Below are 26516 nucleotides of genomic sequence, written 5' to 3' on the forward strand. Positions count from 1 at the left end.
GTGAATGAGGAGATGTCATCATGACAGAGCGTAGAAAATTTTCCCGCGTCATGTATCGTGTGCCGGCAATACTCAAACAAAACGAGCAGCAATGGCACGCACAGGTACTGGATCTATCTCTCAAAGGCGTGTTGCTCAGCCGTCCTGAGAACTGGCAAGCTGATCCCGAACATAACGCGTTTCTACTGGTGTTTTACCTCCATGACTCGGATGTAGAATTAGACATGGACTGCATTCTGGTAAATAACTGCGAAAATTATCTCCATCTTTACATCGATCACATTGACATTGATAGCGCCAGTCATTTAAAAAGGCTCGTTGAACTGAACGTGGGTAACGATGAACTGCTTCATCGCGAGCTTGCGCAATTGACTGACCACATGGCGGAACCGAACACTTAATCCGCACGGTCATGGACGGTATTTAATGCAGGCCAGCAGTAACCAGTCATGACAGACCACATCCATATTGCCGTAACGCACCCGAACGGGGTAAAACACTATACCCTCTGCCCGACCCGTAAAAAGGTCGTGCAAACCCTTGCATTAGTGATACTCGCGGCCCTCACCATCACCTTTGCTAGTCTGTACCTGCTTTCTGAGCGTTCGACCGAGGCCGAAGCGGCTGTTGAACGATTACGCCAAGAGCGCGCGACCTTAAATAACGAGGTGGCGATGTTGCAACAAAAACGTGATGCGCTGTCACAAACCATCGAGAACAAAGATGTTGAACTCACCGCCCTGACACAACGCGTGGTCACGGTTGAAGATATGCTCGGGCTAGAATCAGTGGCCAAAGACGCCTCGCTCACTCACCGTCTCGATGTCGCAGCGATTAACTCAGCGGTGCGTTACACCATGCTCCAGCTAATCCCGAATGGTAAACCGCTTGAAAGCTACCGACGCTCCTCGGGATATGGCTCACGAACTCACCCTGTGACAGGGAAAGAAAAATTCCATATGGGCTTAGATTTGACCTCGGACGTCGGCACGCCGGTGTATGCCCCCGCGGATGGCGTCATCGAATATGTCCGTCCCAGCCGCCGCAAAGGCTATGGTAACTTTATCAAAATCGACCACGCCTTTGGCTTTATGACACTCTATGCCCATTTGGATAAATTCAATGTCCGGAGCGGGCAATTTGTGAAAAAAGGGGATTTAATTGCATGGTCGGGTAACACCGGACTATCAACTGGCCCGCATTTGCATTATGAAGTGCGCTTTTTGGGCCGCGCCCTTGACCCTCGTCGCTTTATAAAATGGAGTACTGAAGAGTTCGATTCCTTACTCGAAAACGAAAAACGCGTGAGCTGGGGACATTTGGTCGCAGTGGTTGAAAACTTGGTCCAGACCCAGGTCCAAGTCGCCAACATGCCCGCCCCTAACCCACCGCTAAGCACCGCACAGCAGCGTGACGCAGAGGATGATCGCGCCCCGGCTAATGCTGCTATGTAGCTCAAGCAACCGCCGCTATAACTCTTCTAATACTGCCAACGCATCTGATAATTTGCTCACACCGTACACGGTCATGCCTTCAAGCGTCTGTTTGGGCATATTAGCTTTAGGGACAACCGCTTTTTTAAAGCCATGTTTCGCCGCTTCCATTAACCGCTCTTGCCCACTGGGTACCGGGCGAATTTCACCGGCCAAACCGACTTCGCCAAACACGACTAATTCTCTTGGCAAAGGCCGGTCTCTAAAGCTTGAGATCAACGCAAGCAACAAGGCCAGATCCGCGCTGGTCTCAGTCACTTTGACGCCACCAACCACATTGACAAACACATCTTGATCAGACATTTGCAGCCCGCCGTGCTTGTGTAACACCGCCAATAACAGCGCTAGACGATTTTGCTCTAACCCCACAGCCACCCGACGGGGATTAGCCAATTGCGAATAATCCACTAACGCCTGTATTTCGACCAATAATGGGCGCGTGCCTTCCCAGACGACCATGACCGAACTGCCAGAGGTTTGCTCCTCACCACGGGAGAGAAAAATCGCCGACGGATTACTCACTTCCTTCAATCCCTGACCTGTCATGGCAAACACGCCCAGCTCATTCACCGCCCCAAAGCGGTTTTTGTGGCTGCGTAAAGTGCGAAAGCGACTATCGCTCGAACCATCCAATAACACCGAGCAGTCGATACAATGCTCAAGCACTTTCGGGCCTGCCAGTGAACCATCTTTGGTCACATGTCCGACCATAAAAATGGCCACATTGTTTTGTTTGGCGTAACGGGTTAAGGCGGCGGCAGATTCACGGACTTGTGCCACGCTCCCAGGAGCCGATTGCACATCGGCGACATGCATCACCTGGATGGAGTCGATCACCATGATCTTAGGCTGTTCTTTTTTCGCAACCTGACAAATGGTTTCAACGCCCGTTTCAGACAATAACTTAAGCTTATCTTTGGGTAACCCGAGTCGGTCAGCCCGCATCGCGACTTGTTGGAGCGATTCTTCCCCGGTGATATAAAGTGTCGGAAAGTGGTGTGCTAAGCCCACCATGGTTTGCAATAGTAAGGTACTTTTACCCGCGCCTGGGTTACCACCGATAAGAATCGCCGCCCCCGGCACAATGCCACCACCGAGTACCCGATCAAGCTCTTTAAAACCGCTGCTCAGACGCGGTACTTCTTGCAAGTTAATATCTTGTAAGGTTTGTACGACACCCTCGGCACTGCCAGTATAACCGGCGTATTTTTCATTGCGTGCGACTTGAGGTGAAGCCGCTAACCTCACTTCGGTAATCGTGTTCCACGCCCCGCATGCAGAACACTGCCCTTGCCAACGCGGAAAATCTGCCCCACAGTCATTACACACGTAGGCTCGTTTTGTTTTTGCCATTCGCTCTCCAATACGTATGATGTCAGCTAATTCACAAAATGATTGCTATCTTATTCATTATCCCGACACTTTTCAGAGAAGATGCCGTTAACAAAGTAAGCGATTACTTTACCAGACTTTGCCATGAAGCAGGATGATTACCAGGGACTGATTGAGCAACTGCTTCCTCTGTCCCAAACCCCAAAATTTGAGGTGTTGCTCGATAAGCTCACGGCTAACGAGCCCAGCTCCGCAAAGCTGCTGATCAAAATGGAGATCAGACGACTGATGACCCCATGCAATCGCGCCATCGACTTACGCGGGAAAGTGGATGGCGACTGCCACGAATACAGCCTGCACGGTCAAAAGCACTGGCTCGATGATGTGGCGATTAACCGCTACTACGATCGCCTCCCTATGTATAACGGCCAACTCACCCAAGGATTATGGGAAGATTTGCATAACACACCGAATAACTTTCGGGTGAAGCACGAAAAAGAGAAACAGCGCCAACAGCAAGGAAAAGGGCCGGTCAGCGATGCGTCACAGTCGGCACTCTTACCCGAAAAGCTGACATTTGGTCATTACTTATCACGCAGTGAAAGCCGCATTCATTTTGCTACACAAGTCTTGATTACGCTCAACACTGGCCATGAAGTGCATGGAGTGACCAGTGATTTATCGAACTCGGGCTGTCGGGTTCGTGTGCCTGCTGCGTTCGATTATCCACCGAGCTCAGAGGTGGTGGTTCGCTTTACCACTCTTGCACAAACATACCCGGACCCCGATCTTGAACAGGGGTTGAGTTATCGGATTATCGGCGTCGATGACAACAAAGACTCGACCAGCAATGTCTGGCTGCGGTTGCGGCTAGACACGAGCAGTGACGCGATAAAACAAGCATTAGAAGCAGAAATGACCGCGCCAGATTTTCGCGGCAAGCAAGATGGCGAAGACAAACTGCTCACGTTAAAACTGCAAAGTTACGAGCAATCTTTTTTGCATCATACCAGTGTGTTACCGCTCTATTTCGCACAAGATAAAATGGAATATGTGCTACAAACGCGACAGAATCAGGGGCTATGGGCCTACTGGCACGATAACCGTAATCAACCCGTGATCAATCACCTGTTTAACACTGAACGGTTATCACTGCTCCAACTCGACGGTGCCTCCACCAGCCAGCTGTTGCTGTACTGCTTTTCTGTTGAAAAAAACAAACAGCGTTTTTTCTACTCCGCCTCTCCCAGTGAAATGAGCGAAGAAGAGCGCCAGCTTTTTTGGCACCTGGGAGCCAAGCGCGCCTCGTGGCGCGTGTTTAAAGTGACGATGTCTGCCATTAATGCGACAGATATTGAACGCCTCCAAGATGTGTCACCCGATTGGCTTAACACCCTCAAAACGCTGACCCATGTTGCGCTGGTACAAGATGTCACTCATGCCGACGGAAGACGCAGTTACCTTGAACACCCAAAACCTCAATGCTCTAGCCAGGTCCTGCGACGTTTTTTACACCAGCGCAACCCCGTTTGCCGTGCGCAGCTCATCTCATCCGATCGCCAGCCACAACGACGGGAGCCCCGATACGCTTATCGATCGGAAGTATCAATGGTTCACGCTGAACAAGGGCCTCTTAAAGGTCAGCTGATTGACTTTTCCTCTGGGGGACTCAATGTGACGCTGAAGCAACCGTTTCAAGGGGCAAGAGATGATATTGTCTCGGTATCGCTCGATGCATTTGTCAATATTGACCCGCGCGCTCCCTTGGTCGATATGCCGTATCAAGTGATTCGAGTGAGTCCGAAAAGAGACAATATTCAGCTAAAACTGACCACCGAGTCACCGAATACCCGGCGCCGACAATACTTACGCCGATTGATTGAACATAATCAGGATAAGTTAACGGTACTCGATGAACGCTTACCCGATCCGCCTCTGGTTTGGGCCATGCACCAGCTGTTGCTGACGCGTTTGACCGTACAGCCCTATTTTGTCCAACGAGATAATGGCGCTTTGTCGGTGTCTGCTGTTGGGATCAACTTACCACCGAGCCGCTTACACCGTTTTCTAGAACGGGCGGGTGGCGGACGTCAATTATCTTTTTATCCGGTTTTCGGCGATAAAATTTTAACGCGAACCCATGAAGTGACTCGTCCATCGCAACCGCTCAATGAATTAGTCCGTGAGTACTTTGTGTGGATAGATATCCAAGCCGACAAAGTGCGAGCGGTACATACCTTTGCCGATAGCGAGTTTGAATCGGACGATGCACGACGTAAATTCGTTCAGTTGGCACAAAAAGGCGGCACGTTTGCCGTGATACGCAATCGCATGACGCCTCTGACTCACGCAGAGCAAGACATTGAGCCATCACAATTATCGGCGCTACTCAAGCGTGACACCCATAAAGCACGCCAACTCGAAGACGAATTTATCTCGCTGTGTGCGTACGGTGAATTAGTGGATGTCACCGACGAAGTATTGATGCGCTTGGGCCGTTAACGGGGTTGCCAGCTAATTTTCCCCGCTCGCAAGCTCGCAGAGAGCACGCAGAGCACGCCCCCAAGCCAACAATGTTTCACTGCGGTTTGTGCTCGAGCATTCACGGTTGGCTTGGCGTGATAGGCAATGCCGAGTCCAGCCGCCTCCATCATCGCCAGATCATTGGCGCCATCCCCGACCGCTAAAGTATTCTCAGGATCAATATCGTACTGCTGCGCCAGTGTGGTTAAAATATCCGCTTTGCGCTGGGCATCAACAACAGCCCCTACCACGTCGCCAGTCAATTTCCCCTCGTCAACGCCAAGCTGGTTTGATTCGGCATAATCTAGCCCTAACTGATGCTGAAGGTGATCAGAAAAGTGAGTGAAGCCGCCAGACGCGATTGCCACGTACCAGCCGTGTGCTTTTAAGCTTGCGACTAACGCCGCCATTTCTGGCATTAACGGTAAATGCGCTTTCACCTCATCAAGAACAGCAATATCTGTACCTTTAAGCGCAGCCACACGTTGGCGCAGGCTCGCCTCAAAATCAAGCTCTCCGAGCATCGCCCGCTCTGTCACCGCCGAGACCGCCTCACCTACACCTGCAAGCTCGGCAATTTGATCAATACATTCAACCTCAATGGCTGTTGAGTCCATATCAAACACAGCCAATCCAGGTTTACTTAAATCTGGCAATGCGTGTAGATCTGCACAATCTAATCCGAGAGCATCAATCACGGTTCGGTGATCGGGCGTGAGCTCACCACTCATTAATAAAACCTGATACGGGCCGACACACCACGCATCCATGACGTCGACTACGTGGCCGGTAAAAAAAGCAATATTGTCTAAATGATCAACGCTGATCGTCTCAGCGAAGAGAATCCAGCCACCGTTTCGGCGACGATAGGGAAGCGTGCGGGTAACAGTGGGAAAGCGACGATACAGTCCGGATGCGCGGTAAATTGCCAAGGGCTTAGCCTTATCCATGGTCAGTATTTTCCTTTTCAGCTCTCAAGCAGAGCCTCGTCAATAAAACAATCGAGATGAGGCTGTGATACCATAAAAAGTGTACTCAGCTCCAGTGCTAATTACGCCGTCAAGACGGCTTTGAGGTAGGTATGTTTTCAATTTCGCGCAAAGCGCTACGGCGAACCACTCGGTGGGGAATTCTGATCAGTGCATTCAGTGCCATTGCGGCGTTAATGCTCTATAGTACGACCTTAAGCCAACGCCAGTATCAAGCGCTTTATCAGCAAACCGATCAGCTCGCCCAGTTAATGACACGTCAAATCGGCGCGCAAGCCTATGATGCATTGGTCGACAAAAATTACCAGCCACTGCAAACCCTCGCCGACCAGCTAGCGACCGAGCCTTTGATTCGCGATGCCAGCTTTTATCAACTTAACGGGCGCCCCGTTGTCCGCTCTACCCATGCGTTGCCGCTTGAAACCGCCGTGGGCCTCACCACGCCGCTTGGACTCGAAAGCCAAGGACGACAGCAATTAATGACGCCCATTAGCCGTGATGGCGATATTATCGGCTTTTTACGCCTCACGCTTGAACACCAATCGGTGATTGATCATGCCAAACAACAGATCCAATCGACCATTACTGAGCTTCGTGCCCTACTGGGACTGGCGCTGTTTCTCGGCGCGCTATTGATGGCCATGCTACTACGGCGCGACAACCGATCACGCATACTGCCTTGGTAACGCCATCATAGTGTCGACAACCTAGTCAGTTAGAGAGAGGCAACAAAAAAAGAGATGGCTCGCTGCCATCTCTTTTTATTGCGATCACTCAGAGACGATTACAAGAATGACTTGCCGTAATCCATTGGTGAGGTATCAAAATACTGTGCCAACGATTGGCCAATATCCGCAAATGTTTCGCGGCGACCTAGCGAGCCGGCTGGCACTTTTTTACCATAGACCAATGCTGGGATGTGCTCACGAGTATGATCCGTACCTGGCCAGGTTGGATCACAGCCGTGGTCTGCAGTCAGTAGCAGCACATCATCGTCTTCCAACATCGCCATAATTTCAGGCAAGCGGCGGTCGAAATACTCGAGTGCAGCTGCATAGCCGGCAACATTACGACGGTGACCATAGGCGGAATCAAAGTCGACAAAGTTAGTGAAGACTAAGCTATTGTCGCCCGCTTCTTTGATCGCATCTTTAGTGGCATCAAACAGCGCTTCAAGGCCAGTTGCTTTGATTTTCTTGGTGATCCCGCAGTGAGCATAAATATCAGCAATCTTACCAATAGAAATGACATCACCGCCTTTCTCATCGACAATTTTTTGCAGTACGGTGGCTGACGGTGGCTCAACCGATAAATCACGGCGGTTACCGGTACGCTCGAACTGGCCTTTACCTGGACCAACAAACGGGCGCGCAATCACACGGCCAATGTTGTAGTCTTCCAGCTCTTCACGCACGATCTGGCAAAGATCATACAGATTGTCTAGCCCAAAGGTGTCTTCGTGGCAGGCAATCTGGAACACAGAGTCTGCCGAGGTATAGAAGATCGGTTTCCCGGTTTTCATGTGCTCTTCACCAAGATCGTCGAGCACCTGCGTTCCCGATGCATGACAGTTACCGATATAACCCGGCAGCCCTGCACGCTCAACAATGCGGTCAAGCAGTACTTCTGGGAAGCTATTGGTCAGATCAGAAAAATACCCCCACTCAAACAAGACAGGCACACCGGCAATTTCCCAGTGGCCAGATGGGGTATCTTTCCCTGACGACAGCTCTTTGGCATGTGCATAAGCACCAATGATCTCGGCGTGAGGATCTAGGCCTTCAGGGAAATAATCCGATGATTCTTCACAGGCTTTACCGAGTCCAAGTTTGGTCATGTTAGGCAAAGACAGTGGACCTTTGCGATCGGCGTTGTCGGCTTCACCTTTTGCGCACGCTTGTGCGATGTGGCCAAGGGTGTTAGCACCTTGGTCACCAAATTTTACGGCGTCTTCAGTGGCGCCAATACCAAATGAGTCTAAAACTAATATAATTGCGCGTTTCATGATCGCCTCCATTAGACGTCTTGTAAGCTGATACGACGATATACGTCCGGCGTAGAATTGGGTGCCTCATCAGCTACTTTTACTGCGGTTCGCACCGCATTGGCCGCTTGTTGCCATTGCTCTTCAGTTTGAGCGTGGAGCATGGCGAGCGGTGTTTGCTCATCCACGTTTTGCCCCAGACGAATCATTTCGTTCAACCCAACGGCATAATCAATTTTATCGCTGGCAACCCGACGGCCGCCACCTATTTCTATCATAGCCATGCCCAATCCCCGCGTATCCATCGCGTTGACCGTTCCAGCACGGTCGGCATAGACAGGCTTAATGACTGACGCTTTGGCCAGGTATTGATCCGGCGACTCGACAAAGTCAGAGGGACCCCCTAGGCCTGCGACCATTTTGGCAAAACACTCGGCAGCACGACCGCTATCCAATGCGTGATCCAATTTTTGTTTCGCTTGCGTCACATCTGACGCTAGTCCGCTCACCACCAGCATATCCGCACACAGTGCCATGGTCACATTGTACAGGCGAGGGTTGCGGTAACGACCGGTCAAAAAGTCGACCGCTTCTTTCACTTCCAATGCATTTCCCGCCGACGATGCCAACACTTGGTTCATATCAGTGAGCAACGCACTGGTTTTGGTGCCGGCGCCATTGGCCACGCCCACAATCGATTTCGCCAGCGCCTCTGAATCTTGATACGTGGGCATAAACGCCCCCGATCCTACTTTGACATCCATAACCAAAGCATCGAGACCTGCCGCGAGCTTTTTCGACAAGATTGACGCCGTGATCAATGAGATATTATCGACGGTGGCGGTGACATCTCGGGTGGCATACACACGTTTATCGGCCGGTGCCAAAGAGCCAGTTTGGCCAATGATCGCTACGCCAGCATCACGTGTGACATCACCAAACACCTGGTTGCTTGGCATGATGTTATAACCGGGAATAGACTCCAGTTTATCAAGTGTGCCGCCGGTATGGCCTAAGCCACGACCTGAAATCATCGGCACATAACCGCCGCATGCCGCCACCATTGGGCCCAGCATTAACGAGGTCACATCACCAACGCCCCCTGTCGAGTGCTTATCCACGATTGGGCCATCAAAATGCATGTGTGACCAATCGATGGTCATACCGGAATCGCGCATCGCACAGGTCAGAGCCACACGTTCATCCATGGTCATATCATTGAAGTAAATCGCCATCGCAAATGCAGCAATTTGGCCTTCCGACACTGAGTCATTCGCAACACCCTGGATGAACGAATAAATTTCTTCTTTGCTTAACGCGATGTTGTCGCGCTTCTTACGAATAATTTCCTGAGGTAAGATCATGCATCCTCCTTACCAGCACAATACGTGAGCGACCGAGTACACGATCCTCGATCGCCCTACCGTTTGGGTGAGTGGCAACTTACTTAATAGCCACCTTCAGCCGCTTTTTCGCCTTCACCCAAGGTGTGGAGTAAGTTCGCCAACAAGCTAGATGCGCCAAAACGATAGTGGCGGTTATCGGCCCATTGGTCGCCGAGAATGCGATCGGCCATAGCCAGGTATTGCTGCGCATCTTCTGCGGTGCGCACGCCACCGGCTGGCTTAAAGCCAACACGTGCTGCAACGCCTTTGTCTTTGATCACATTCAGCATGATCTCAGCGGCTTCAGGCGTGGCATTGACAGCCACTTTACCGGTAGAGGTTTTGATAAAATCTGCCCCCGCCTCAATGGCAATCTCCGAGGCGCGCTTGATCAACGCCTCAGTTTTAAGTTCACCGGTTTCGATGATCACTTTAAGCAACACCTTGTCACCACATGCCGCTTTACACTGTTTCACCAGCTCAGCGCCAGTACTTTCGTCACCAGCAATCAGCGCACGGTATGGAAAAACAACGTCCACTTCATCGGCGCCATAGGCAACGGCAGCTTGGGTTTCTGCTACCGCAATATCAATGTCATCATTGCCATTGGGGAAATTAGTCACGGTCGCGATACGGACATCTGGCGTGCCTTGTTCACGTAATGTTTTTTTCGCAATCGGAATAAAGCGCGGATAAATGCAGACAGCAGCCGTATTACCAACAACCGTTTTCGCGTTCTGACACAGGGTGATCACTTTTTCATCGGTGTCATCATCATTCAGCGTGGTCAGATCCATTAATTTGAGTGCGCGTAGGGCCGCGGTATGTAATTCGTTCATTGAATATCTCCAGTCCTCATTCTTTTGCCAAACAGGTATTGGGTTGGCCACTGTGTTGGCAACCGTCACTTATAGCCGGTTGCTGCTCAGCGGACTTGGCTCCATGAAGTTTGAGGCTGGACCTTGCGCCGCCTTCAACCAACCATCCTTGTTGCCGCGTGCAAACACATTTGTGTTCGCAGTTCTACCATTGGACGTTTTCGATTGGGGCTAGCCACACCTTTGTTGCTAACCATAAGAGGAAAATAAAGATTGTGGCGCCACCAAACTTTGACGGCCTTCACTTATTTTACCAACGCCGTTTCGGCAAAACTAGTTTTTACCGTTTCTGTTGGAAAATACAGTGTTGCTTGGCAGAATCAATACGGGTTAGCTGAAAAACCGTTCGATAATCCACTGGTAGCCGATCCCACCTAAGTAGACACCAACAATCCCCATCACACCCGACAAAACCGGTGGCGCGGGGATAGGTAACTTGATAGCACTAAACAAAACACCGACTAAAAACCCGGCGACTACCGCAAGGAGCACTTCCTGCATCGTTTTTCCTTATTTTGTTAACTAGCTTCACTTTATTTATCGGATACTCCCTGAGTATACACCCTATAAAAAAACGCCACACAGATTCACTGTGTGGCGTTCTATGTGGCACGATTTTTTCGCGCGTAAACGATTAACCAGCCATGGTTAGCGTCACAAATAGACCCGCAATTGTTGCCGCCATCAGGTTAGACAAGGTACCAGCAACCACCGCTTTGACACCAAAGCGTGCAATCTCTGGACGACGGCTAGGCGCCAGACCACCGAGACCGCCAAGCAAAATGGCCACCGATGACAAGTTAGCAAAACCACACAATGCGAATGAGATAATCGCTTTGGTTTTCTCCGTCATCTCAACACCCGTTGCCGCAACAACTTGTGCGTTATCGCCAAGATATTGGGTGAAGTTGAGGTAAGCGACAAATTCGTTGACGACGATCTTCTGACCGATGAAAGAGCCGGCAACCACTGCTTCTTCCCATGGCACACCGATAAGGAACGCAAATGGGGCAAACAAGTAACCCAGGATCAGCTCAAGCGTAATGTCTGGATAACCAAACCAACCGCCGATACCACCTAGCATACCGTTGATAAGAGCAATCAAACCGATAAAGGCAAGTAGCATTGCACCCACGTTCAGGGCCAGTTGCATACCTGAAGAGGCACCACCAGCAGCGGCATCGATGACGTTAGCTGGCTTTTCAACGCCTTCTGCGGTGGCATCGGCCATTTGTTCAACTGGCTCTTCCGTTTCTGGCTTGATGATTTTAGCAAACAACAGACCACCAGGCGCCGCCATAAATGAAGCGGCAATCAAGTACTCAAGCGGTACACCCATTGACGCATAACCGGCCAATACACCACCGGCGACAGAGGCAAGACCACCACACATCACGGCAAACAGCTCTGATTGGGTCATGCGCGGGACAAAGGGACGAATCACGAGTGGCGCTTCTGTTTGACCCACGAAGATGTTCGCAGTCGCAGACATGGATTCGGCACGCGAGGTCCCCAAGGCTTTTTGCAAACCACCACCGAGTACGTTAATCACAACCTGCATAATACCCAGGTAGTAAAGCACACTGATCAGTGATGAGAAGAATACGATAACAGGCAGAACTTTCAGTGCGAAGACGAAACCGCCACCGCCGAACAGTTCAAACATTTTGTCAGAAACCAGTCCACCAAAGATGAAGCTGATCCCTTCGTCACCATATGCGATGACGTTGGCAACGTATTGTGATGCGCCGTAAAGAATGTCACGACCTACGTCGACATACAGTACGAAAGCACCGAAAAAGAGTTGGATAGCAAATGCGCCACCCACGGTACGGAGGTTAATGGCTTTGCGATTATCAGAAAGGAGAACAGCTATTCCTAGCAGTACAACCATCCCGATTACGCTCATCAGCAGGCTCATAGTATTGGCATCCTCAAAGTAAAAAGTTGGCGTCTCGACAGAGTGGAATTTGGCTTCCGGGGAGGGATTATACGCAGAGCAGTCACATTAAAGTAATATTCCAATCACAGTTCGCTGTAAAACTATTTTGCAATGCATCAATAAGTATGACTTTGATCTAGTTTTGTGAGCTTATGCAACCGCAAACGTTTGTCTCACGCACGTTCGCGCTTAGTGAAAGCCAAACATTCTTTCAGCATTGCCTGATGTTTCAGCCACCAGGTGATCTCTATCACAGCTTTTTAACGCGGTGACCACATCGACCACCCGAGATACCTGGGCGGGTGTGTTGGGTTTTCCTTGATATCCCGCAAGCGGCATGTCAGGAGCATCGGTTTCCAAGAGCAAATGGTTGAGCGGTAAGCGCGCGATAGCTTGACGCGTTTTATTCGCCCGCTCATAGGTGACGGTGCCCCCCACGCCGAGCATTAGCCCAGCATCAATAAATTGTTTGCCTTGTTGCTCGCTACCGCTAAACGCATGCAGCACACCGCGCACGCCAGGATACGCTTTCACCAGACGCAGCAAGTCGTTATGAGATTGACGGCTATGCAAAATAATGGGTAAGTCATAACGGCGAGCAAGCCATAACTGACCATCAAGTAAGGCGTGCTGGCGCTGCTTCATCTCTGGAGTGTGCGCGACAAAATAATCCAGACCGGCTTCGCCGACCGCCACGCAGGACAATGGCCGTGATACCAACGCGTCTTCTAATGCGGCGAGGCTGTTGTCTGTGTGCGTATCGAGAAAACATGGATGTAACCCCAAGCCAGCATACATCTCAGCAAAACGTTCCGTCAGCGCTAATACCGCCGGCCAGTTTTGTTCATTGACACTCGGTACCACCATGCGCGTGACGCCCACCTCACGCGCCGCTTGCCAGTATTGATCCGGCGCCTGATTAAAAGGGGAAAAATCGAAGTGACAATGGGTATCAATCATGCTTTAACCGCCAAAACCACCTTCATCATCGCTGTCCTCTCGAGAGTAGAATGCCGTCTATATAGACGGCATTATAGAAGGTTTACCCCTCATTCACAGTGGGGCAAGACGCTCTGCCTACCTCACTGCGATGTCTTTGACATAAGCCAAAATCACTTAGTGCTCACGGGTGGCTCTGAGATCAATGTCTGGAAAACGCTCTTGCGTCAGGTTGAGGTTGACCATCGTCGGCGCGATATAGGTCAGGTTATCGCCGCCATCCAGCGCGAGATTAGCTTGATTTTTGCGCTGGAATTCATCCAGCTTCTTCTCATCCTTGCACTCAACCCAACGCGCAGTGGCGACATTGATCGGCTCGTAGAGTGCGTCAACGTTATACTCGGCTTTCAAGCGCGCCACCACCATATCAAACTGCAGGACACCGACCGCGCCAACAATTAGATCGTTCGACTGCATCGGGCGGAATACCTGTACCGCGCCCTCTTCAGATAACTGAATGAGGCCTTTCAATAGTTGCTTTTGACGCAATGGATCTTTGAGACGAATGCGACGGAATAGCTCAGGCGCAAAGTTCGGGATCCCGGCAAATTTAAGATCTTCTCCTTGGGTAAAGGTATCGCCAATCTGAATGGTGCCATGGTTATGCAGGCCAATAATATCGCCGGCAAACGCATCTTCAGCCCGTGACCGATCCCCTGCCATAAAGGTCACCGCATCAGAAATATTGATTTGTTTACCTAAACGTACATGGCGCAGCTTCATTCCCTGCTGATACTTACCGGAGACAATACGCATAAAGGCAATACGGTCACGGTGACGTGGATCCATATTGGCTTGGATTTTAAACACAAAGCCTGAGAATTTATCTTCATCGGCACTCACTTCACGATCATGAGTTGACCGCGCCATCGGCTTAGGCGCCCACTCGGTCAAGCCGTCCAGCATATGATCCACACCGAAGTTACCCAGTGCGGTACCAAAGAATACCGGCGTCAGCTCACCGCTTAAGAACAGCTCACGATCAAATTCATGCGAGGCCCCCATCACCAACTCCAGCTCGTCACGCAAATCTTGCGCAATGTCAGCGCCAATTGCGTCATCCAGCTCAGGGTTGTCCAAGCCCTTGATGATACGAGCATCCTGGATTTTATGCCCCTGACCAGACTGATAGAGAATGCTTTCATCACGGTGAATGTGATAAACACCTTGGAAGCCTTTGCCGCAGCCAATTGGCCATGATACTGGCGCACAGGCAATATTGAGCTCACTTTCGACTTCATCAAGCAGCTCCATCGGATCGCGAATATCTCGATCCAATTTGTTCATAAAGGTGATGATCGGCGTATCACGAAGGCGAGTCACTTCCATCAGCTTACGGGTCCGGTCCTCAACCCCTTTCGCGGCATCAATGACCATCAAACAAGAGTCAACCGCCGTCAATGTTCGATAGGTATCCTCCGAGAAATCCTCGTGCCCTGGGGTATCAAGCAGGTTTACCAAGCAGTCGTTGTAAGGAAATTGCATCACCGAGGTGGTCACCGAGATCCCACGCTCTTTTTCCATGTCCATCCAATCTGACTTGGCATGCTGGTTAGAGCCGCGCCCTTTGACCGTGCCGGCTGTTTGAATCGCACGTCCGAACAACAGCACTTTTTCAGTAATGGTGGTTTTACCCGCATCCGGGTGCGAGATAATCGCAAAGGTGCGTCGTTTATCAACTTCCTGTTGCAGCGGTGTATTTGACATAGCAGGTTATCTTCTTGTTTGATTCAGGCGGCAATCGAGCGCCAACTGAGGAGGTAAATCACAAAGGTGGCGTATTTTCGCTGATCTTGTAGCCAGCTTCAATTCACAAATCTGACTTGGCACGGTTATCTGCACACGTTAGGGTCAAGTTTGCTTGCCAAATCCATCACAAATGTCGTCAATTGACGGCCCTGTGGTGTCGTTATTGGTGAAGCACGTGTATAATTAGCGCCACTTTCAGCTGTAAAACAGTCAACAACGTCGACCATTAGGTCGCGACTATTGACAGCATACTGCCCATCAAGATCAACCATCCGCGCAGCGTGCTTTCATTAGTCGCGATGGTGAACAGCTGAAAGCCGACAATTAGTGAGATAAATCAAAGGGTTTATCCCTCAGCAACAAGGAAATAATCTGTGAATCCAATCGTAAAAACATTCCAATACGGCAATCATACTGTGACATTGGAAACGGGCGTCATGGCACGCCAAGCCAATGGTGCCGTCATGGTCAGCATGGACGATACCTCGGTATTCGTCTCTGTTGTCGGTAAAAAAGAAGCCGCCGAAGGCCAAAGCTTTTTCCCTCTGACCGTCAACTACCAAGAGCGTACATACGCTGCAGGTAAAATCCCAGGTGGTTTCTTCAAACGTGAAGGCCGTCCATCTGAGTCAGAAACCCTCACCGCACGCTTAATTGACCGCCCAATCCGTCCGCTTTTCCCTGATTCGTTCAAAAACGAAGTACAAGTCATTGCGACGGTTGTGTCTGTTAACCCAGCCGTTAGCCCTGACATTGTCGCCATGCTGGGTACCTCTGCCGCCCTAGCGATTTCAGGCATCCCATTCAACGGCCCGATTGGCTCGGCACGCGTAGGTTATATCAACGACGAGTTGGTTCTTAACCCAAGCCCAGCGCAACTCGACGAAAGTAAGCTGGACCTGGTTGTTGCAGGGACAGAAGGCGCAGTACTGATGGTTGAATCAGAAGCTGATCGCTTGAGCGAAGAGCAAATGCTGCAAGCCGTGATGTTTGGTCACGAGCAACAGCAAACCGCTATCAATGCCATTAAAGAGTTCGCGGCTGAAGTCGGCACGCCTCAGTGGGATTGGAAAGCACCTGAAGTTAACGCTGCCCTACAAACCCGTGTGGCAGAAATGGCACAAGGTCCATTGGCTCAGGCATACCAGATCACTGAAAAAATGGCCCGTTACGAGCAAGTTGGCCAGGTGAAGCAAGACGTGGTTGCCGCTTTGCTGAGTGAAGACGAAAGCCTCAATGAACGTGAAATCCTCGGCATGCTTGGCGACCTAGAAAAAACCGTGGTTCGTGGTCGTATTATCGCCGGCGAACCGCGCATTGATGGCCGTGAAAAAGACATGGTTCGCGCCCTTGATGTCCGTACCGGCGTATTGCCACGTACACACGGCAGTGCCTTGTTTACCCGTGGTGAAACGCAAGCGCTAGTAACGGCGACCTTGGGTACCCAGCGTGATGCGCAAACTATTGACTCGATCATGGGTGAGCGCCAAGAAGGCTTCATGCTGCATTACAACTTCCCTCCATACTGTGTGGGTGAAACTGGATTTGTTGGCTCACCAAAGCGCCGTGAAATTGGCCATGGCCGTCTCGCTAAACGCGGTATCGCTGCGGTGATGCCAAGCCAGGACGATTTCCCATACACATTGCGTGTGGTGTCTGAGATCACCGAATCTAACGGTTCGTCATCCATGGCATCTGTCTGTGGTACATCGCTTGCGCTGATGGATGCCGGTGTACCGGTGAAAAAATCCGTTGCAGGTATTGCCATGGGTCTGGTGAAAGAAGGCGACGAGTTTGTTGTTCTTTCGGACATCTTGGGTGACGAAGATCACCTCGGTGATATGGACTTTAAAGTGGCCGGTACCGACGACGGTGTGACTGCGCTACAAATGGACATTAAAATCGAAGGGATCACCAAAGAGATCATGCAAATCGCCCTGAACCAAGCAAAAGGAGCACGTCTGCACATCTTGGATGTCATGGATCAAGCGATTGGTTCAGCCCGTGATGATATCTCTGAGTTTGCCCCTCGTATCCATACCATGAGCATCAATCCTGATAAGATCCGTGATGTGATTGGTAAAGGCGGCGCGGTGATCCGTCAGCTGACCGAAGAGACCGGCACTACGATCGAAATCGACGACAATGGTACGGTAAAAATTGCTGCTACTGATGGCGACGCGGCAAAAGATGCGATCTCTCGTATCGAAGCGCTTACTGCCGAAGTGGAAGTGGGCCGCATCTATACCGGTAAGGTCCAGCGCATTGTTGATTTCGGTGCATTCGTCTCTGTGATTGGCGGTAAAGATGGCCTGGTTCACATTTCTCAAATCGCCGATGAGCGTGTTGAGAAAGTGACCGATTATCTTGAAGTTGGCCAAGAAGTGGACGTCAAAGTGCTCGAGGTTGATCGCCAAGGACGCATCCGCCTAAGCATGAAAGAGGCCTCATCTGAAAAAGGCTCAGACAAGCCTTCAGAAGACGCCGCACCTGCGGAGCAAGCGCCAAGTACTGACGCTTAGAGTCATCGAGTTATTCATGATATAAAGGGGGCTGAGGCCCCCTTTTTTTTACACGGAGATGCGCCTTCATGACCGTTTTTTATAAACCACTGACCAATGTGGCGCTGTTATTGCTGATGATGGCGTCATTGTTGCTGACAGGATGTAGCAGTCAGTGGACCTTCCCACCGATGGCCGTTCCCTTGCAGCCAACACTGCAACAGGAAGTCCACTTGGCACGCATCGATCAATTACTCGCACGAAAGGATTTAAGCGACGAGGCACGTGCGCAACTGCATTATGAACGTGGATTAATGCACGATAATCTTGGCATGCGCGACTTAGCACGATTAGATTTCAACCAATCTTTATCTTTAAAGCCTGACCAACCCGATGTATTCAATATTCTCGGTGTCTATTTTACTCAAAATGGCCATTACGATGCGGCTTACGAAGCGTTTGACTCAACGTTAGAGCTTGATGATAGCCATAGTTATGCCGAACGTAACCGCGGTATTGCCCTGTATTATGGCGGGCGCTATCGTCTGGCCTATCAAGACTTACTAAATCACTACCAAGAAGATCGCGACGACCCTTATCGCCTGATTTGGCTTTATTTAGTGGAGCGCGATTGGCAAGGTGAATCCCAAGCTCAACAAGCATTGTTAACCCGCAAAGCAAACGCCGAGACAACCGGCTGGGGCTGGCAACTGGTAGACATGTATCTGGGGGTGATCAGCGAGCGCGAGTTGCTTGAACAATTAGCCGCTCAGGGCAAAGATAACCAACAATTAGCAGAGCGCCTGTGTGAAGCGTATTTTTATCTCGCCAAACGGTACCAATATCAAGGCGATAACGATCGCGCTGTCGCGCTTTATAAGCTCGCCATGTCAGGCAATGTCTATCAATTTGTTGAGCATCGTTACGCGCTACTTGAACTCAACCGCCTGGCTTACCGTCAGCCATAGCCCATGCTTGCGACCCATATGCCACACTAAAAAGAGCAAGGTTTTCCTGCTCTTTTTTATTTTCACTGACACATAATCATCACGGGTGGGTGGGCGCTAATAGCTGTGGCGGTTGATTTTGCGGCTTATTTTTATGTAGCAATTGTTCAAACTCTCGCTTCGGCATCGGAGAGTGAAAGTAATAGCCTTGAATGGTGTCGCAATGTAAGTTGGTTAACACCGATGCTTGCTGGCGAGTTTCGACGCCCTCAGCCACCACCGTCATCTCCATCGCTCGCCCAAGGTGGATAATACTTTCCACCAGCGTCACCTGCTTACTGAGCGCATCCATCTCATGGATAAAGGCGCGATCGATTTTGAGCTCATCAAGCGGAAAGCGCGCGAGATAGGACAACGACGAGTACCCTGTCCCGAAATCATCAATCGATAACGCAAACCCTAATGATTTAATCGCATTCAGCATGGTCAGCGCGTGCTCATCATTTCTCATTACCGCGCTTTCGGTAAGTTCAAAGGTAATATCTTCAGGATTGGCGCCGGTTGCTTTTAATAGCTTTTCCATATGTTCAATTAACTTAGGGCTACTAAATTGCTCTGGCGATAAATTGATCGCGACCCGGCCCGGTAATAATCCTTGTTGCCGCCAACGATGAACATTTTGAAACACTTCCCGCATCACATGGCGCCCAAGCGCCTCTATCAAGCCGCAGCGCTCAGCCACAGGGATAAAACGCCCTGGACTGATGTAACCTTCTACAGGGTGCTTCCAGCGCACCAAAGCCTCTGCGCCATTGATACGAAAATCACCCGCATTCACTTTGGGCTGATACCAGACTTCTAGGCTTTTGCTTTGCAATGCTTTTTGCAGCTCAATTTCCAGCCACAGACGCATCCGCGCTTCTTTACTCATACTGTCGTTATACTCAACCACACGGTTTCGGCCTTGCTCTTTCGCCTCATACATTGCCGTGTCGGCATTTTGCAGTAATTGTCTGGCATCTTTGCCGTCTTCAGGGTAGCGCACCATCCCCAGGGAACAGGCCAAATATTTGCTAAAGTAGTGCAGTTCAAAAGGCTGGCTAATCGCGCCAACAACCTTGTCAGCTAACTGCTCGACCATGTCTTCAGTGGCAGGTTTGGGTAGGATCACCGCAAATTCATCGCCCCCCAAATGACCAATAATGGTGTCGGCGGAAAGCAGTGCGCGTAAACGTTGTGCGATATCTTGCAACACCCGATCACCCACGTGGTGGCCTAGCGAGTCATTGATGTTTTTAAAATTATCCACGTCAAGATATAACATGGCTAAAGGCGTCTGCGCACGGATCAGTTTATCCAGTTCACTGCTAAAGCCATAGCGATTATACAATCCTGTCAAGGCATCGATATTGGCCCATTGCGGCTCGCCGACTTTGCTTATTTCATCGTGTTGTGCGAGTTGCAGCCGCTTCACCTCTGTATAAGGCGCGTGTAAGCGCAACATAGTGGCTTGTTTACCTAATACCTGAATCGGCGACTGAGAAAGGCGCACAGACGCACCTTTTTTACTACTCAATGCGTCAATGCACTCGCGATCATTGGCACTCGCCAAGCGCTCTATCACCGAATGGTTTTGATCGGCAAGCGCTAAATAATTCGCCACCGGCTCACCGAGCAAGTCGTCTGCGGATGCCACCCCTAGCAAGGTCGCTGCAGCAGGGTTCGCGGAGAGAATACAACCGTCCTCCACCAGGCAACAGCCATCGTCGATCAACGAACTTAAACGATGATATTTTTCATCCGCTTCTTCCAGCGCACTGGCTAAGATTTGACGCTCCGAGGTGTCAACTGCATGGAAAATAACACAAGGCTGTCCTTGCTCATCCTTATAGTTTTTAAGCGGTGCCACACTGAAATGAAAGCTTGAGCTATGATACTCATCCGCAATCACCACTTCTCCTTCCGCGCCATCCCCGCGTCTTGCTTTCTCATAATGCGGTTTTACCGCTTGATAAAACGCCTCGCCTAGCGTGTCTTTGTCACAAAGCCCCTTCAACGAGACAGAGGAAAGACCCGCCAACTCACAATAGCGCGGGTTAGCGTACACGTAGCGATCGGTACTATCTAGAATGGCAAAAAGGAACGGACTGTTATCGGTTAAGCAGTAAAACCAATCATTTAACGACGATATTGGCATGGGGGCTCACATTGGGTAATCACGCTCGATTATATCATCATCGAGACAAGCGTCTCATATATTAGACACTTTTAACTTCATTGTCAGTAGCACTTTATGAGGCACACGTCATAGGTTCAAGCTTTTCTCACTATATACCGCACATTTATCGGTAAAAAGAGAAAAGGCACTCAAAATCAGTAAAAAAGCGAGAGTATGTTGCCAAATCGCACAATTTGGCGGCTATTTATGCATTTAGCTGCGTAACAATCTGTGCGAGACTCACTGTCACTATTGCACCGGATCGGGAATCGGTTATCCTGACCACAACATTTACTCACCGCTGTATGTCTTATGCTTATTCGCTCAGAAGCGCCCGCCGACTTGGTTAAACTGGATCGTTGGTGGCGCGACGATATCACGCGTCCTTATCAAGCCGACCAACTCAAGCAATGGCGTGAAGCCGGGCTTATTTCTCTGTCGTTGCTCGCGACCAGCGATATGGGAGAGGTACAGGGCCATATTGTGGTGATTGATGCGCAAATGGATAACAACAGCCAAGAAATCGCGTTATGGCACAGTCCAGATCCCGACCTTTTAATGCCACTCTTGGACGAAGCGGAATCCACCCTCTTTGAGTTTGGCTATACCCGGCTTAAAATAATGCCCAGTGCTGAGGCGGCGCGCGCTGAGTTTGCCCCGATACAGACCAACGATACCTGGTGGTATAAGCAATTAGCCGCCGCGACCGCTTAATACGGATGCCAAAACGATGTTAACCGACATTCAACGTTTACAAGCGATGGGCCTAGACGTCTGGCAGTTACGTCATCCAGCCATTTATGACCAAACGCACGAAGTTATTCAGTTACCAGACGCCTGCCAATTATTGCTGGTCTGTGATACGCCGCTCAGTGAAAAAGATGCGTGGTTGTTCGGCAATATACTCAAGAGCATAAAATTGCGCCCCGAGCAGGCGCGTCAATTACCGCATGCAGCGTTGTCGGCACTGGGTGAACATCGCTTAACCTGGTGCTGGTATATTGACACACCGGATGTGATTATTGATGGCGTACGACGTTTAGATTCGATTCCCTTAGCGCAGATGCACGATAACCCAACCGCCAAACGCGATCTGTGGCGGCAGATTTGCCAATATGACTGATTATTATCTTTGTCCGCTGGCGCACGATGACATCACAGCCATCAGCGCAATCGAGCGGCGCGCCCACAGTTCCCCCTGGTCAGACACCCAACTGGCGGCACCAACTGGCCGTTTTGACCACGCGTATGGGCTTCATATAATGCAGCCACACGCATTACTGATTGGGTATTTTTACGCGCGCTGTGTCGCCGGGGAGGGAGAATTATTGAACATTGCGATTGAGCCCACCTATCAAGGGCAAGGATGGGGAAGTATTTTACTTGAGGCGATGATCAAACGCCTAAATGAAGCCGGTGCGGAGAGTATCTGGCTGGAGGTACGCGAAAGCAACATCGCGGCGCAAGTCTTGTATCAAAAATATGGCTTTAAGCCCGTCAGCCGCCGAAAACACTATTATGCGTGTGCCGACGGTCGACGAGAAGATGCGTGGGTGATGCAAAAAGTAGCCGATTGAAACTAAGGCTGCTCACCACTATCTAACCTGATCGGTGGCAGAATATAGCCTTGATAGCCCTGACAACCTAACTGATGAAAATACTGGTGCTGCTCTGATTGTTCAATCCCGGTGGCAATGACAGTGATCTCTCGTCCCAGCGCAATATTGACTAGCATGCGAATGAATACATCATCCACATCGCTCGACTGCTGACCAAACCCGATATCCAATTTGACATAATCAGGCTCGATATTTTTGATGTAGTCGACGTTATCCATATTACGGCCAAAGTGATCAACCCCAACGGCAAAGCCTTGACCACGGATTAAACGAAACAATGCCTTGCAAGCTTCAGGATCAGCATGCACCGCTTTTTCTGACACTTCAAACGCCAGTTTATCGGCGAGATAGGTTTTGAGTAAAAAGTGACTTAACCAATCATAGAATGTTTGGCTTTGGACACTTTCGATGGTGATATTGATCGCGAGCTTGTCACTGTGAGGATTTTTATTAAGGTAGTCACTCACCCTATTTAGCACGTGAATATCAAACTCTTCGCCTAATGCATACATCTCAATACGGTTGAGTAACTGACCCGCAGATAGCCAGCTATCGTCCACCCAAAGGTGTGCGTACACCTCTTGATGCCAATTATATTGATTATCACGATGACGAACCGGTTGGGCATAAAGCGCTAATGGATTTTTGTGCAACGCATCAAGCAAAACATGCCGCCATTGCTCTCGGGTCCGGCTATCAACTTGTTCATCCGTTGGCCAAAAGTAAACCTCGTTTTGGCGCTTCGCGTGTTGTAATGCATTATCCGCTTTCGCCATCAGGCTCACCGTCTCGTCGGTACGCGTTTGCGTAATACCTAAGTGAAAGCCTTGATTGACCGGTAGCGAGATATTCTCTAGCTCTTGATTGATCACCCGTAATAACTGGCGTAAGTAACGCCGTAATGCTTTCTCTTCATCGGTAACCAGTAAGATCGCGATTTCATTATGACTCAACCTTGCCACGACTTGATGCGTGCTGGCTAAGCTCTCCTGCGTTAACGCTTCTCCTAGTAATCGCCAACATTGATCCCGGTATTGATATCCGTAACGCGCACGTAAACGTGATAACCAATCCGCCTCTAACAGAATTAAGCTGCAACCGACTTCATCGTTGATAAAGCTTTGCAGCTGGTGCTGAAAATAGCCACGGTTCGGTAAGCGTGATACCGGATCAACCATGAGTTTATCGCGCAAGCGTGCCAATTCGTCTTGTTGTGATTGCTGCATCCGTGCGACTTGTTGCCCGGCAAGATTAAAGGCGTTTTGCAGTGCCGATAAATCACTCACACTGGTTGACACTTGTGTCGGATGAAAATCACCATGTCCTAACGACGTCAGTCGCTGACTGAGCTCCCCCAGAGGGACGGTAACACGACGGAACATAAAAGACGCGGCGACAATAACGGCCACACCCGCAGCCAATAACCAGCCGACTAATCGCACCAGTCGTTGCCATAACTCAGCAATGTCTTGATGAGGATCGAACGTCATGGTCAGCTTCGCTAACTGTGTCCAGCCGTTGCTCACCGAGACGGAGGTTGTGTTCACCGTTAAACCCGTCGCTGTCGCAAACCAATTCGGCACATGCATTGCCGGGCGGTCAGATTCCCATACTTGGCGTTCCCCAGATAGCATGGGCTCGATCGTGATCTGACTCACTTGGGGCATACTGATAAACTGGGAAGCTAACTGCGTGAGTCGTTGTCCATCACTTTGTTCAAGTACCGCGGGCAGCGCTTCAGCCAGCGTCTTGCTGAGTAAGTTTGATTGTTGCTGCTGCTGTTGTTTACGTTGCTCCGCGCTCAACTGAAATACCACTGCTGTGGTCACCAATACAGTGACCACAGTAGCGGCGACGACAAACGAAAGCACACGTTGATGCAGTGTCATTGCGCGCCTCGCCAGCCGATACGTGCAATGACTATCGAAGTGACCATTGGCGTAGCCGCTAATCTGATTCCGATGAATAAATAGTCCATCGTTTCTCCGTTATGCCGTGTTCGCCAGAAACAGTCGCGACCACTCGGCGATTTGTTTCATTGGCTCTGTCTGTCTCAGCATCGATTAATGGGCGTGTCTCACCGAAGCCTCGCGCGCTAACACGACTGCGGTCAAGGTAAAACTGATTAACGAGCACGTCCGCAATCGCCTCTGCGCGTCGCTGTGACAACGCTAAATTGTAGCTCGCCGCACCCACTTTACTAGCATGACCTTCAATGAGTACCGACGCCTTAGGATAACGGCGCATAAATTCGGCAAGATCACGGATATCACCATACTGACTCTCACGAACCTGGGCCGAATCCGTAGCAAATTGGACATTCAGCTCGAACGATGCGGTTTCTATTCGCTCTTGCGGGCATCCTTCATTATTGACCCGAGCTTGTTCAAGCGTCGCGTTACACTGATCGCGCGCGGCAATTACACCATCTTTGTCTTGATCGGTGAGGTCACGGCTTTGTATGATCTTCGTTTCCATGGGATCAACCGACTGTGGCGCACAGCCACTGATCATGAGCCCGGTAAAAAGAAGTAAACTCAACTGCTTCATTATTCACTCCCCTCACTGTACAGCGATGCCGTGTCCCAGCTTGCAGGCGTATCGATTCTTAGTGAGGCCAGTAATTGCCCAGTAGCGTTTAATATTCGATATTGTGCATACCGCTCATCGGCTTCTTTACTTAGGTATTCACGGCGTGTTTCAAACAACTCATTTTGCGAGTCCAATACATCCAAAAGCGTCCGCGCATTGAGGCGAAACTCTTCGCGATAGGCATCTCGGGTATCGGTAGCGGCTTCGACATGTTGGCGCATAAAGTCACGCTGCTGTTCAAGATAGGTTCGCGCGTTCCAGGCTAAAGTGGCCCCTTCAACCACTTGGCGATGGGTCATCTCATTAACTTCTCGCGCCTCGATGGTTTGATAAGCCGTTTGTCGCTCTCGGGCACGATCGGCACCACCATTAAATAAGTTGTAGCGCATGCGTACCATGGCTTGGATATTATTATTCTCGCCACCGACATCTGGCGGACCCGCACCGTCTTCGCCACCAATGTTTTCGTTCCAATTAGCATCGACTTCTACGTTGATGGTCGGTAAATACGCGGCACGAGAGCCATCACGGGCTGCATTCGCCGCCGCAATATCTGCTTGTGCAGATTGCAAACGCGGATGGTTATCTAACGCCATATCCAAGGTAGTATCCAGCGACTGCGGCAGCATCGCGGCATCGGGGCTGGGTAAGTGTAAATCCTCAGGTGCGATACCGACGACCTTCATAAAAGCACTACGCGCATCGGCGAGGTTATTACGCGCCGACATTAAGTTTGCGTTCGCACGCGCTAAGCGTCCTGTCACCTGAGACAAGTCGCTGGCTTTGGCAAATCCACCTTGATTGCTTTCTTCAATCGCATCGTAGATTTCCTGATGGTTATCTAGGTTTTTTTCTGCCAGGATCACAATCTCTTCAGCTACGAGCACATCCAGATAAATACGTGACACTTCCAACGCTTTATCTTCTGCGGTGGCAATCAAGCCCCACTGCTCGGCCGTGGCTTCGTTTTGTGTCCGCGCCACTTCATGTTGGGTACGAAAGCCATCAAAAAGCATTTGGCGTAATGATAACCCAAGCTCACGACGAGTTAGGTCTACTTCATCATCCGTGCTGGTATCACGGCGAGTGCCTGGTGAGTCCGTCCATTCCTGCCCCACACCAGCGGTCGCATCCAGTGTGGGATAATAACCGGCTTTGGCTTGGTCTATAGATTGCTCACGCGCTTTATAGCGCGCAAAGGCTTCACGTATTTGTGGATGAGACTCGAGTGAGCGAGCCACCGCTTGCTCCAATGTTTGCGATATTGCAACGGGTGAAATCAAGCTCATGGCTAGCGCGATAGCCGTTATGCGCGTTTTATGACACAGATGCGAAAGGGTCGGCATCTTGTTTCTCCTTGTTGTG

At 50.3% G+C, this 26516-nt stretch carries 22 protein-coding genes; 9 read left to right on the plus strand and 13 right to left on the minus strand.

The window, feature by feature from the left end; translation table 11 throughout:
* The first annotated feature begins 20 nt into the window (after positions 1-20).
* The gene (locus BZG80_RS06325) at positions 21-401 is read left to right on the plus strand and encodes a PilZ domain-containing protein (protein ID WP_077678976.1); all 381 of its coding nucleotides are present in this window, start codon (positions 21-23) and stop codon (positions 399-401) included.
* A 48-nt stretch (positions 402-449) separates the two neighbouring features.
* Positions 450-1454 (plus strand): peptidoglycan DD-metalloendopeptidase family protein, encoded by a 1005-nt coding sequence (locus BZG80_RS06330; RefSeq protein WP_077678977.1) that lies wholly within the window; start codon positions 450-452, stop codon positions 1452-1454.
* Positions 1455-1469: 15 nt separating this feature from the next.
* On the opposite strand, the gene radA is transcribed toward BZG80_RS06330, so the two are convergent.
* Positions 1470-2846: a DNA repair protein RadA gene (gene radA / locus BZG80_RS06335; protein ID WP_077577104.1), complete on the minus strand. Its 1377-nt coding sequence runs from the start codon at positions 2844-2846 to the stop codon at positions 1470-1472.
* A gap of 123 nt (positions 2847-2969) precedes the next feature.
* Here radA and BZG80_RS06340 point away from each other — a divergent pair, with 123 nt between their 5' ends.
* On the plus strand, positions 2970-5327 hold the full coding sequence (locus tag BZG80_RS06340) for a PilZ domain-containing protein (RefSeq protein ID WP_021023646.1): 2358 nt from the start codon (positions 2970-2972) through the stop codon (positions 5325-5327).
* Here the strand turns inward: BZG80_RS06340 and serB are convergent.
* Positions 5324-6298: a phosphoserine phosphatase gene (serB, locus tag BZG80_RS06345; RefSeq protein WP_077677603.1), complete on the minus strand. Its 975-nt coding sequence runs from the start codon at positions 6296-6298 to the stop codon at positions 5324-5326. The two genes, BZG80_RS06340 and serB, sit on opposite strands and share 4 nt — an antisense overlap.
* A 131-nt stretch (positions 6299-6429) precedes the next feature.
* Here serB and BZG80_RS06350 point away from each other — a divergent pair, with 131 nt between their 5' ends.
* Positions 6430-7023, plus strand: a complete 594-nt coding sequence (locus tag BZG80_RS06350; RefSeq protein WP_077461824.1) for an AhpA/YtjB family protein — start codon at positions 6430-6432, stop codon at positions 7021-7023.
* Between the two features lie 98 nt (positions 7024-7121).
* Here the strand turns inward: BZG80_RS06350 and deoB are convergent, their stop codons facing one another.
* From deoB to prfC, 7 genes are all read right to left on the minus strand, one after another.
* Positions 7122-8342, minus strand: a complete 1221-nt coding sequence (gene deoB, locus BZG80_RS06355) for a phosphopentomutase (protein WP_077678978.1) — start codon at positions 8340-8342, stop codon at positions 7122-7124.
* 11 nt (positions 8343-8353) lie between these two features.
* The gene (gene deoA / locus BZG80_RS06360) at positions 8354-9685 is read right to left on the minus strand and encodes a thymidine phosphorylase (RefSeq protein WP_077669977.1); all 1332 of its coding nucleotides are present in this window, start codon (positions 9683-9685) and stop codon (positions 8354-8356) included.
* 83 nt (positions 9686-9768) lie between these two features.
* A complete protein-coding gene (gene deoC, locus BZG80_RS06365) occupies positions 9769-10545 on the minus strand; it encodes a deoxyribose-phosphate aldolase (protein ID WP_077678979.1) in 777 nt (258 codons plus the stop codon).
* A gap of 369 nt (positions 10546-10914) precedes the next feature.
* On the minus strand, positions 10915-11085 hold the full coding sequence (locus BZG80_RS06370; RefSeq protein WP_021023640.1) for a XapX domain-containing protein: 171 nt from the start codon (positions 11083-11085) through the stop codon (positions 10915-10917).
* Positions 11086-11218: 133 nt separating this feature from the next.
* Entirely contained in the window at positions 11219-12505 is a 1287-nt protein-coding gene (locus BZG80_RS06375; RefSeq protein ID WP_077461821.1) for a NupC/NupG family nucleoside CNT transporter, read from the minus strand.
* Positions 12506-12715: 210 nt separating this feature from the next.
* Positions 12716-13486, minus strand: coding sequence for a TatD family hydrolase (locus tag BZG80_RS06380; RefSeq protein ID WP_077678980.1), 771 nt, complete (start codon positions 13484-13486; stop codon positions 12716-12718).
* A gap of 156 nt (positions 13487-13642) precedes the next feature.
* Positions 13643-15232, minus strand: a complete 1590-nt coding sequence (gene prfC / locus BZG80_RS06385) for a peptide chain release factor 3 (protein ID WP_021023638.1) — start codon at positions 15230-15232, stop codon at positions 13643-13645.
* Between the two features lie 416 nt (positions 15233-15648).
* Here prfC and pnp point away from each other — a divergent pair, with 416 nt between their 5' ends.
* Positions 15649-17796, plus strand: a complete 2148-nt coding sequence (gene pnp / locus BZG80_RS06390; RefSeq protein WP_021023637.1) for a polyribonucleotide nucleotidyltransferase — start codon at positions 15649-15651, stop codon at positions 17794-17796.
* A 68-nt stretch (positions 17797-17864) separates the two neighbouring features.
* Positions 17865-18743: a lipoprotein NlpI gene (gene nlpI / locus BZG80_RS06395; protein ID WP_077577121.1), complete on the plus strand. Its 879-nt coding sequence runs from the start codon at positions 17865-17867 to the stop codon at positions 18741-18743.
* 79 nt (positions 18744-18822) lie between these two features.
* On the opposite strand, the gene BZG80_RS06400 is transcribed toward nlpI, so the two are convergent.
* A complete protein-coding gene (locus BZG80_RS06400; protein WP_077678981.1) occupies positions 18823-20919 on the minus strand; it encodes a sensor domain-containing protein in 2097 nt (698 codons plus the stop codon).
* A 333-nt stretch (positions 20920-21252) separates the two neighbouring features.
* Here BZG80_RS06400 and BZG80_RS06405 point away from each other — a divergent pair, with 333 nt between their 5' ends.
* From BZG80_RS06405 to rimI, 3 genes are read left to right on the plus strand one after another with little or no spacing between them, the layout of a single operon-like run.
* Entirely contained in the window at positions 21253-21654 is a 402-nt protein-coding gene (locus tag BZG80_RS06405) for a hypothetical protein (protein ID WP_021023634.1), read from the plus strand.
* 16 nt (positions 21655-21670) lie between these two features.
* On the plus strand, positions 21671-22063 hold the full coding sequence (locus BZG80_RS06410; RefSeq protein WP_077678982.1) for a DNA polymerase III subunit psi: 393 nt from the start codon (positions 21671-21673) through the stop codon (positions 22061-22063).
* Positions 22056-22517, plus strand: coding sequence for a ribosomal protein S18-alanine N-acetyltransferase (gene rimI, locus BZG80_RS06415; protein ID WP_077678983.1), 462 nt, complete (start codon positions 22056-22058; stop codon positions 22515-22517). The genes BZG80_RS06410 and rimI overlap by 8 nt, the downstream gene beginning before the upstream one ends.
* Positions 22518-22519: 2 nt before the next feature.
* On the opposite strand, the gene BZG80_RS06420 is transcribed toward rimI, so the two are convergent.
* From BZG80_RS06420 to BZG80_RS06430, 3 genes are read right to left on the minus strand one after another with little or no spacing between them, the layout of a single operon-like run.
* Positions 22520-24448, minus strand: coding sequence for a bifunctional diguanylate cyclase/phosphodiesterase (locus BZG80_RS06420; RefSeq protein WP_077678984.1), 1929 nt, complete (start codon positions 24446-24448; stop codon positions 22520-22522).
* Positions 24449-24506: 58 nt separating this feature from the next.
* Complete coding sequence (locus BZG80_RS06425; RefSeq protein WP_077678985.1) at positions 24507-25109, minus strand: OmpA family protein; 603 nt, start codon at positions 25107-25109, stop codon at positions 24507-24509.
* A complete protein-coding gene (locus tag BZG80_RS06430; protein ID WP_077577128.1) occupies positions 25109-26497 on the minus strand; it encodes a TolC family outer membrane protein in 1389 nt (462 codons plus the stop codon). The genes BZG80_RS06425 and BZG80_RS06430 overlap by 1 nt, the downstream gene beginning before the upstream one ends.
* Between the last annotated feature and the right edge of the window lie 19 nt (positions 26498-26516).

It is taken from the genome of Salinivibrio sp. MA440 (assembly GCF_001996265.1).
GTDB lineage: Bacteria > Pseudomonadota > Gammaproteobacteria > Enterobacterales > Vibrionaceae > Salinivibrio > Salinivibrio costicola.